This window comes from Microcella sp. (genome assembly GCF_030645145.1).
Classification (GTDB): domain Bacteria; phylum Actinomycetota; class Actinomycetes; order Actinomycetales; family Microbacteriaceae; genus Microcella.
Genome location: NZ_JAUSMI010000008.1, coordinates 1 through 9,634 on the forward strand (window position 1 = coordinate 1; position 9,634 = coordinate 9,634).

Consider the following 9,634-nt stretch of genomic DNA (forward strand, 5'->3'; position numbering starts at 1 on the left):
CGTCAGCCGGCGAGGGGCCGCGCGGCGCTGAGCCCGGCGGCGCCGGCGACGGTCGCGGGCCCTGCCGGTCCGTGGGCAGGGAGGTCGAGGTCGGCGAGGGCGACGGGGGCGAGCCCGAGCTCGAGCCCGCGGCATCCGCACCCGGACGACGGCGACCACGACTGCCGGTGACGGCGGCCGGTCACGGCGTCGATGCGCACGCTCGCGGCGTCGCGCTCGCGCAGCACGCGCAGCACCTCGATCGCGGCCTCGGTCGCGAGCATCGGCGCGTCGGCCGCCGCCTCCTGCCCCCACAGCTGCGCCTCGATCGCGGGCCACGAGGGGTCGGCCGCCGTCCGCGCCTGGTCGACGCACGCGAGGCACGGCGTCGTGCCGGGCTCGACGCGCGGGCCGACGGTCGCCGCCTGCTCGCCGATCACGACCGGCACGTGCACGATGTCGCGGCGCAGCCACGCGAGATGCTCGTTCGGATCGATGACGTGGTGGCTCACGAGCACCGCGGCGTCGATCGACTCGTCGAGGACCCCGGCGCCGTGCGCCGCGGCGATGACCGGATGCCCGGCGTCGGCCACGATGCGCGCGATGCGCCCCGCGGCCGGCACCGCTCCGATCACCGCCACGCGTCGCACGGGCGCGACGGGCGGGGGAGCGAACGCGGGCTCGAGCGCGGCCAGCAGCTCGTCGAGACGGGCCGAGGCTACGCCGAGCGTCGAGGCGAGCATCGCGAGGCCGCTGCGCGTGACCCCGGTCGCGAGCGCCGCGATGAGCCGCGCGTCGCCGTCATCGACGCGGTCGATGATCGCGACGACCGGGTCGACGCCGATCTGGATGCTGTGCGGCGTGCGCCACACGAGGGGGCGACGCGGATCGATGCGCAGGACCATGCGCACATGATGCGCGGCGACCCCGCCGGGGGCGTCAGTTGTGCACAGGGCCCTCGTCGTCGCCCTCGGTCGGCTCCTCGCCCGGGGCGCCCTCGACGGGGCGGTCGCCCTCGCCGGCGAGCAGGTCGTTGAGCGCCTGGTCGAAGGCGTCGTCGTCGACCGGTCCGGCCTGGATGCCCGCGATGATGCGCGACGGGTCGTCGATGTCCTCGGCGGTCGGCAGCAGGTCGGGGTGGCCCCAGAGGTCGTCGCGCGCGGCGGCGCCGACGGCATCGGTGATCGCGCGCCAGAAGGCGGCGGCCTCGCGCAGGCGGCGGGGGCGCAGCTCGAGCCCGACGAGCGTCGCGAAGGCCGACTCGGCCGGCCCGCCCGCGGCGCGGCGCCGGCGCACGGTCTCGGCCGCGGCATCCGCTCGGGGGAGTCGGCTCGTCGCATCCGCGGTGACGACGTCGACCCAGCCCTCGATGAGGGCGAGCGTCGTCTCGAGCCGCGCGAGGGCGGCGAGCTGCGACTCGGTCTTGGGCGGGATGAGCGCGCCGCTCGTGAGGGCCTCGCGCAGGCTCTCGGGGTTCGCGGGGTCGAAGTCGGCCGCGACGCTCTCGATGCTCGAGGCGTCGATGCTGATGCCGCGCGCGTAGTCGGTGATCGCGCTGATGAGGTGCGCGCGCAGCCAGCGGGCGTGGCGGAAGAGCCGGGCGTGCGCGAGCTCGCGCACCGAGAGGTAGAGGTGCACCTGGTCGAGGGGGATGTCGAGCCCCTGGGCGAAGGCCGCGACGTTCTGGGGGAGGAGGGCGGCCTGCACGTCGTGGTCGTCCCGGCCCGGGAGGAGCGGGATCCCGATGTCGCCGCCCGAGACGACCTCGGCGGCGAGCTGGCCGACGACGTGCCCGAGCTGCAGCGTGAAGAGCGTGCCGCCGAGCGACCGCATCATGCCGGTCGCGTCGCCCATCATCGCCTTGAGCTCCTCGGGCACCTGGGTGTCGAGGGCCTCCGTGAGGGCGTCGGCGATCGAGAGCGCGACGGGCTCGGCGAGCTGGCTCCAGACCGGGAGGGTCTGGCGGGCCCAGTCCGCGCGTGAGAGCAGCGAGGGCTCGGCCGTGAGCTGCGTGATGCTCGTCGCCTCGTCGAGCCACAGCGCGGCGACGTGCAGGGCCTGCCGGAGCGCCTCGAGCTCGGCGGCGGAGGGCGTGACGGCGCCCGTGGCGGCGATGCGGCCCGCCTCGTCGCGCGCGAGCTTCTCGTCGATGCCCTCGGTCTTCGAGTTCATCGCGCGCTGCAGCTGGCCCATGAGCCGGGCGACCATCGCGGGGTCGGCGGGGAGCCCCGCGGCGCCGGCGAGCCGTGCGGGGTCGATGTCGCCCTCTCCCGCCAGGAACTTGCGCATCATCTCGCGGAACTCGTCCTCGGCGCCGCCGAGGGAATCGTCAGCCATGCCGCCTACGCTAGTGCGGCGCCCGCGCTCTCCGGCCGGGTTTCGCCGTAGGCTGACGGCCGGATTTCGAGAGGAACTACCCGTGTCGCTCTTCACCGACGGCGCCGACGCCGAGCAGGACGAGGCGCGCTCGCGCGGCCGCCGAATCGGCTGGCTCCTGCTCGCCGTGACCGTCTTCGGCGTGCTCGGCATGGCCGTCTTGCCCTCGCCGTACGTCATCGAGCGGCCGGGGCCCGTGTTCGACACCCTCGGCTCGGTCTCGGTCGAGGGCGAGGACGTGCCCCTCATCACGATCCCGACCGAGCCGACCTACCCGACCGAGGGCTCCCTGAGCCTGCTCACGGTCAACGTGCTCGGCAACCCCGAGGCCCGGCCCTCGTGGTTCGAGGTCGCCGCGGCGTGGCTCGACCCCGAGCAGTCGGTCGTGCCGCTCGAGTCGGTCTTCCCTCCCGGCCTCTCGACCGACGATCGCCGCGAGCAGAGCCGCGTCGAGATGGAGAACTCGCAGCAGGAGGCCGTCGCCGCGGCGCTGCGGGCGATCGGCGAGCCCTACGAGAGCCGCCTGTACGTCGTCGAGGCGCAGGAGGGCGGCGCATCCGTGGGCCTCCTCGAGGCCGACGACGTGATCGTCTCGATCCAAGGCGAGCCGGTGCGGGATGTCACGGCGCTGCGCGCCGCGATCGCCGACAACGGCACGGGATCCCCCGTGGTGCTCGGCATCGAGCGCGACGGTCGGGAGCGGACGGTCGAGGTCACTCCGCGGCTGAGCGAGGGGGAGAACCGCGTGCCCGTCATCGGGATCCTCGTCGCGGGCGACTACGAGTTCCCGTTCGAGGTCGAGATCGAGCTCTCCAACGTCGGCGGGCCGAGCGCCGGCATGATGTTCGCCCTCGGGATCATCGACAAGCTCACGCCCGGCTCGCTCGCCGGCGGCGCCGAGGTCGCGGGCACGGGCACGATCGCCGCCGACGGCACGGTCGGCCCGATCGGCGGCATCGTGCAGAAGATGTACGGCGCGGTGGATGCGGGCGCCGAGGTCTTCCTCGCGCCGGCGGAGAACTGCGACGAGGTCGTCGGCAGCATCCCCGCCGGGCTCGACGTCTTCCGCGTCGCGACGCTCGACGACGCGATCGGCGTCCTGCAGACGGTCGCGGAGGACGGCGACCGGAGCGCTCTCGCGCGCTGCGGCTCGTAGCAGCGAGGAGCGCGCGCCGAGCATCCGCGCCCTGAGCGAACAGCGGCCGAGCGCGGGGGCGCCGCCAAGGTTGCGCCCGATAGTCTGGCGGAGCTCGCCACCCGACTCCTAGGAGACCCTCCGTGACGTCCACCGCAACGCCGCCCGCCAACCGCAGCCGGGCGACTCTCGCGATCTCGGCCGGCATCCTCGCCGTCATCGTCGTACTCTTCTTCGTCTTCGCGAACTTCTACACCGACGTGCTCTGGTTCGACCAGCTCGGCTACCTGCCCGTGCTGACGACGCAGTGGCTCGCGACGGGCGGGATGTTCCTCGTCGGGTTCCTCGGCATGTTCGTGCCGGTCTTCGCGAGCCTGCAGATCGCGTACCGCTCGCGCCCCGTCTACGCGAAGCTCTCGAGCCAGCTCGACCGCTACCAGCAGGTCGTCGAGCCGCTGCGCCGGGTCGCGATGCTCGGGATCCCGGCCGTCCTCGGACTCTTCGCGGGCGTCGCCGCCGCGAGCCGCTGGCCGATGGTCCTGCAGTGGGTCAACCGGACGCCGTTCGGCGACGTCGACCCGCAGTTCGGCCTCGACATCTCCTTCTTCATCTACGAGCTCCCGTTCTGGCGCGGCATCGTCGCGTTCGCCTCGGGCGTCGTCCTCCTCTCGGCGATCGCCGCGGTCGCCACGAGCTACCTCTACGGCGCGATCCGGTTCACGGGCCGCGAGGTCCGCATCTCCCGCACCGCGCGCATCCAGCTCGCGATCACCGCCGCCCTCTACATCGCACTGCAGGCCGTGTCGATCTGGCTCGACCAGTACGCCGCCCTGGTTCAGCCGAGCGACGGGTTCCTCGCCGCGGGCGCCGGCTACACCGAGGTCTTCGCGACCATCCCCGGCCGGCAGATCCTCGCCGGCATCGCCGCGCTCATCGCGGTCCTCTTCATCATCACGGCGATCATCGGCCGCTGGCGCCTGGCGATCGTGGGCACCGCCCTGCTCATCGTCTCCGGACTGCTCGTCGGGAGCGTCTACCCGTGGATCGTCCAGCGCTTCCAGGTCGAGCCGAGCGCCCGCTCGCTCGAGGCGCCGTACATCGAGCGCAACATCGAGGCCACGCGCGACGCCTACGGCGTCTCGGGCATCGAGGAGGTGCCCTACGCCGCCACCACGAGCGCCGAGGAGGGCGCGCTGCGGGAGGACGCCGAGACGACCGCGAACATCCGCATCATCGACCCCGCGCTCGTGACCGACGCCTTCGCGCAGCTCGAGCAGTTCCGCCCGTACTACGGGTTCCCGCAGTACCTCGACGTCGACCGCTACGAGGTCGACGGCCAGACCCAGGACACCGTCATCTCCGTCCGCGAGCTCACCCCCAACGAGCAGACGGAGGAGAGCTGGTACAACTCCCGCATCGTCTTCACGCACGGCTACGGGGTCGTCGCCGCTTACGGCAACCAGCGCGCCGACGACGGCCAGCCGCTCTTCCTCGAGGCGGGCATCCCCGCGAGCGGGCCGCTCTCGGACTCGGTGGGCGAGTACGAGCCGCGCATCTACTTCGGCGAGACCTCGCCCGAGTACTCGGTCGTCGGCGCCCCCGAGGGTGCACCGGCCCTCGAGCTCGACTACCCCTCCGAGGGCGGCGAGGAGGACGACACCTCCGGCAACCGCACCTACACGTTCACGGGCGAGGGAGGGCCGGCGCTCGACAACGCCTTCAAGAAGCTGCTGTACGCGATCAAGTTCCAGTCGGAGCAGATCTTCCTCTCCGACGCCGTGAACGACGAGTCGCAGATCCTCTACGACCGCAACCCGCTCGACCGGGTGCAGAAGGTCGCGCCGTACCTGACGCTCGACAGCGACCCGTACCCCGCGATCGTCGACGGTCGGATCCAGTGGATCATCGACGGCTACACCACGTCGGCGAACTATCCGTACTCGACCTCGGTGCCGCTCTCGGCCGCGATCGCCGACACGTACACGCCGACGCCGACGTTCCCGATCGACGACATCAACTACATCCGCAACTCGGTCAAGGCGACCGTCGACGCGTACGACGGCTCCGTGACCCTCTTCGCGTGGGACACCGAGGATCCGATCCTCCAGACGTGGCAGAAGATCTTCCCGTCGACGCTCGAGCCGATCAGCGAGATGAGCGACGAGCTCCTCGATCACGTGCGCTACCCGGCCGACCTGTTCAAGGTGCAGCGCGACATCCTCGGCGAGTACCACGTGACCGACCCCGGCTCGTTCTTCTCGCGCGACGACGAGTGGGTCACGCCGAACGACCCGGGCTCGGCCGCGGCGAACCCCACGCTGCAGCCGCCGTACTACCTGACGATGCAGGTCCCCGGCACGGAGAGCCCCGCGTTCACGCTGTACTCGACGTTCATCCCGGCCTCCTCGGGCGGGAACAGCCGCAACGTCCTGTACGGCTACCTCGCGGCCAACGCCGACGCCGGTGACGACTACGGCAAGCTCACGCTCCTGACCCTGCCGCGCCAGACGACCGTGCCCGGCCCCGGCCAGGTGCAGAACCAGTTCGACTCCGACGCGAACGTCGGCCAGCAGCTCAACCTGCTGCGCCAGGGCGAGACCGAGGTCATCAGCGGCAACCTGCTGACCCTCCCGGTCGGCGGCGGCCTGCTCTACGTCCAGCCGGTCTACGTGCAGTCGACCGGTGGCACGAGCTACCCGCTGCTGCGCAAGGTGCTCGTCGCGTTCGGCAACGAGATCGCCTTCGAGGACACGCTCGATCAGGCGCTCGACGCCCTCTTCGGCGGGGAGTCCGGGGCGGAGGCGGGCGACGGCGACGTCGATCCCATCGACCCGCTCGAGCCGACCGACCCGGAGGAGCCGACCGACCCCGAGCAGCCGACCGAGCCGACGGAGCCGACGACGCCCGACGCGACGTTCGAGGCCGCGCTGCAGGAGGCCCGCGAGGCGCTCCTCGCCCGCGAGGCCGCGTACGCCGCCAACGACCTCGTCGCGGCGGCCGAGGCCGACGAGCGGCTGCAGGCGGCGCTCGAGCGGCTGTTCGAGCTGAGCGAGTCGACGATAGAGGAGTAGGCGGCGTGGGAGCCGACATCGAGCCCGAATGGGTCGCGCTCAACCGCGCCCACTGGGACGAGAAGGTCCCCGTGCATCTCGACAGCGACTTCTACGACCTCGCCCCGTTGAAGCGGGGCGAGGGTCGGCTCTACCCGATCGAGGAGGCGGAGCTCCCGCGCGTCGCGCCCGACGGCTGGGCGGGCCTGCGCGTCCTCCACCTGCAGTGCCACTTCGGGGCCGATTCGCTCGTTCTCGCGCAGCGCGGCGCCGAGGTCGTCGGCATCGACTTCTCGATGCCCGCGATCCGCGCCGCGCGCGAGCTCGCCGACGAGCTCGGTCTCGCCGAACGCACGCGCTTCGTCTGCGCCGACCTGTACGACGCCCGGCACCGCCTGCCCGACCCCGAGGGCTTCGACGTCGTGTACACGACGTGGGGCACGATCGGCTGGCTGCCCGATACCGCCGAGTGGGCGCGCATCATCGCCTGGTTCCTCAAGCCCGGCGGGCGGCTGTACTTTGCGGACGGGCATCCGACCGCCTTCGTCTTCGACGACGCCGGCGCGACCGACGCGGACGACGGGCGCCCCTTCCCCGTCCCGACCTACGGGTACTTCCGCGAGGAGGGGCTGTCCCTCGACGAGGACGGCGACTATGCCGACCCCGAGGCGACCCTCGCGAACTCGCGCACTGTCGAGTGGATGCACCCCCTCGGCCGCACGATCACCGACCTCATCGCCGCCGGCCTCGACATCGACTTCCTGCACGAGCACGACGCCGTGCCGTGGCAGATCTTCGCGGCGTGCGAGCGCGACGGCAGCGGGATGTGGCGCATGCCCGGCGAGCCGATGATCCCGCTGGGGATGAGTCTCGGCGCGACGCGCCGCGCCGACTGACGCGGCTCGTCGGCTCGACGGAGCGGGGCCCGTTCGCTATACGAACATCCCGTCTGTCCTCCAAACGGAGGACACTCGGTCGATGGCCCCCGCGGGCCTAGCCTGAGCCCAACCCGACCCGGGAGGTGCTCATGTCGACAGATCTCGCCGACGCCATGGCGGTGTCCCTCCGCCCCGTCCTCCGCGCGTGGGAGGCGTGGGTCTCCGATGCCCGCGACTCCGTCCCGCGCCCGATCGACGGCCCGCGCGCCGTCGCCGACGGGCCCTCGCCCGACCGCGTCCTGCTCGTCGGCTCGGGTGCTGCCGTGGGCTGGGGCGTCGTCTCGCACGAGCTCGCGCTGCCGGGCGCCGTCGCACGAGCGCTCCGCGCGGGAACGGGTCGCGGCGCCGTCGTCGACGTCCTCGCCGACGAGCGGTGGGGGCTCGCCGACATCGCGCGCGAGCTCCGGCTCGCCTCGCCCGGCCGGTACGACGTCGTCGTGATCGTCCTCGGGGGAGCCGACGTGCTCTCCGGCCAGACCTCCCGCGCGTGGCGCGATGCGATCCACGACCTCCTCGAGGGCTGGCGCGCGGCCGCCGGGTGGGCGACGCGACTCGTCATCCTCGAGATCCCCGAGCTCGGCGAGATCGCGGGGCTGCACGGCGCCGTCCTCGGCTGGGCCGAGCGGCGCGCGCAGGAGCTCAATGAGATCCTGCGCTCGCGCATCGCGACCGAGACGGGCGTCGACGTCGTCCGCCTGCCGGCGTCGCCGGCGCACGGCGTCGCTCCCGATGCGGCCGTCGCGCGCGGCGACTACGCCCTCACCGGGACGATCCTCGCCTCGGCGCTCATGGACGAGCTCGATCGCGTGGTCGGAGTGCCCGTCGCCCGGCGGCGCGCGCTCGACGCATCCGACGCGGCCCGCAACGACCTCCTCGTGCTCGCCCTCTCGCAGCACCGCGCCCGTCTCGAGTGGATCGTCACGGTCGCCGCGGCGGCCTTCCGCGCCCCGTCGGCGCTCGTGACCGTGCTCGGTCCCGACCGCCAGTGGCACGTCGCCCGCACGGGCCACGCGAACGACAGCGTCCCCATCCAGGACTCGTTCTGCCTCTACGCCGTCGAGCTCGACGAGCCGCTCATCGTGCTCGACGCCCAGCGCGACCCGCGCTTCGCCGACAATCCGCTCGTGACCGCGCCCGACGGCATCCGCTTCTACGCGGGGGCCGCGATCGAGGGTGCCGACGGGCGCCCGGTGGGGGCGGTGTGCGTCATCGACCGCGAGCCCCGCACGAGCGTCACCGCCGCCGAGCGGGGTCTGCTCGTGAGCCTCGCCCGCCGCGCCCAGGAGGTCGTCTGGGCGGCGGAGGCCGAGTTCGCGCAGGCCTCCTGAGCGCGCCTGTCGGCCCGAGACGGCGCAGCGACCGCCTCGATTCGACGGATGCTCCGCCCCCTGGTATCGTTAACCCTCGTGCCGCGGGGTGGAGCAGTTCGGTAGCTCGCTGGGCTCATAACCCAGAGGTCGTAGGTTCAAATCCTGCCCCCGCAACCAGTGTCCTGTCTCAGGACATAGGAAACCCTCGAACCTATTGGTTCGGGGGTTTCCCGTGTTTCTGGGGTCCTTTCGGTCGTCCTGTGGGCTGATAGTCGCGGCTGGGGTCGATGGTGAGCTCGCGCAGCAGCTCGCCGGTGGCGGTGTTGATGATCGCGACCTCGAGGTCGTTCACCAGGACCAGGACGTGGGTTCCTGCGTGGGTTCGACTGATGCCGATGTGGTGCAGTTTCGAGGCGATGCGCAGGGTGATGCAGCCGGTCTTGTCGACCTTGTCGTGGCGGACTCGGGTGTGTGCGTCGTGGTCTCTGCCGCCTGCGATCGGCGCGGCTTTGGGCAGGGCTGTGTAGTGGGCTGCGGGGGTTGCTCTGTGCGGCAGCGATCGGTGCGGGCGGTGCTGGTTGTATTCCGTCGCGAACTCATCGAGCAGTAGCTGCAGCTCGTTGATGGTCGTCGGCTGGGGGTCGTGGGCGCGGAGCCAGTTCTTCATCGTCTGCTGGAACCGTTCGACCTTGCCCTGGGTTTGCGGGTGGGAGGGGGAGCCGTTCTTCTGCACGATGTTCCGGCTGCGGAGGGGACTGCTGAGGGTTCCGGTGACTCTTCTTCTTAGGCCGCGGACGCGGCCCTTGTGGTCATGATCGCCTCGAACTCCACCGGCGTCAAACGGCC

7 protein-coding genes and 1 tRNA gene are annotated in these 9,634 nt (G+C 72.2%); 5 read left to right on the forward strand and 3 right to left on the reverse strand.

The window, feature by feature from the left end:
• Nucleotides 1-2: 2 nt before the first annotated feature.
• Entirely contained in the window at nt 3-884 is an 882-nt protein-coding gene (locus tag Q7T15_RS00390; RefSeq protein ID WP_304692145.1) for a hypothetical protein, read from the reverse strand.
• Between the two features lie 34 nt (nt 885-918).
• Entirely contained in the window at nt 919-2,316 is a 1,398-nt protein-coding gene (locus Q7T15_RS00395; RefSeq protein WP_304692147.1) for a zinc-dependent metalloprotease, read from the reverse strand.
• Nucleotides 2,317-2,398: 82 nt separating this feature from the next.
• On the opposite strand from Q7T15_RS00395, the gene Q7T15_RS00400 reads away from it, so the two are divergent.
• From Q7T15_RS00400 to Q7T15_RS00420, 5 genes are all read left to right on the forward strand, one after another.
• The gene (locus Q7T15_RS00400) at nt 2,399-3,511 is read left to right on the forward strand and encodes a PDZ domain-containing protein (RefSeq protein ID WP_304692149.1); all 1,113 of its coding nucleotides are present in this window, start codon (nt 2,399-2,401) and stop codon (nt 3,509-3,511) included.
• 122 nt (nt 3,512-3,633) lie between these two features.
• The gene (locus tag Q7T15_RS00405) at nt 3,634-6,561 is read left to right on the forward strand and encodes a UPF0182 family protein (protein WP_304692151.1); all 2,928 of its coding nucleotides are present in this window, start codon (nt 3,634-3,636) and stop codon (nt 6,559-6,561) included.
• A 5-nt stretch (nt 6,562-6,566) separates the two neighbouring features.
• Nucleotides 6,567-7,436, forward strand: coding sequence for a bifunctional 2-polyprenyl-6-hydroxyphenol methylase/3-demethylubiquinol 3-O-methyltransferase UbiG (locus Q7T15_RS00410; protein ID WP_304692153.1), 870 nt, complete (start codon nt 6,567-6,569; stop codon nt 7,434-7,436).
• 131 nt (nt 7,437-7,567) lie between these two features.
• Nucleotides 7,568-8,806 carry a GAF domain-containing protein gene (locus Q7T15_RS00415; protein ID WP_304692155.1) on the forward strand — a complete coding sequence of 413 codons (1,239 nt, stop codon included), beginning with the start codon at nt 7,568-7,570 and terminating at the stop codon, nt 8,804-8,806.
• 82 nt (nt 8,807-8,888) lie between these two features.
• A tRNA-Met gene (locus tag Q7T15_RS00420) sits at nt 8,889-8,965 on the forward strand.
• Between the two features lie 34 nt (nt 8,966-8,999).
• On the opposite strand, the gene Q7T15_RS00425 is transcribed toward Q7T15_RS00420, so the two are convergent.
• On the reverse strand, nt 9,000-9,634 hold a 635-nt coding region (locus Q7T15_RS00425; RefSeq protein WP_304692158.1), incomplete at its 5' end, for an integrase core domain-containing protein.

Excerpts from the sequence above, each read along its gene's own strand:
- Q7T15_RS00415 (WP_304692155.1), top strand. The coding sequence starts at position 7,568 with ATGTCGACAGATCTCGCCGACGCCATGGCGGTGTCCCTCCGCCCCGTC.
- Q7T15_RS00395 (WP_304692147.1), bottom strand. The coding sequence starts at position 2,316 with ATGGCTGACGATTCCCTCGGCGGCGCCGAGGACGAGTTCCGCGAGATG.
- Q7T15_RS00390 (WP_304692145.1), bottom strand. The coding sequence starts at position 884 with ATGGTCCTGCGCATCGATCCGCGTCGCCCCCTCGTGTGGCGCACGCCG.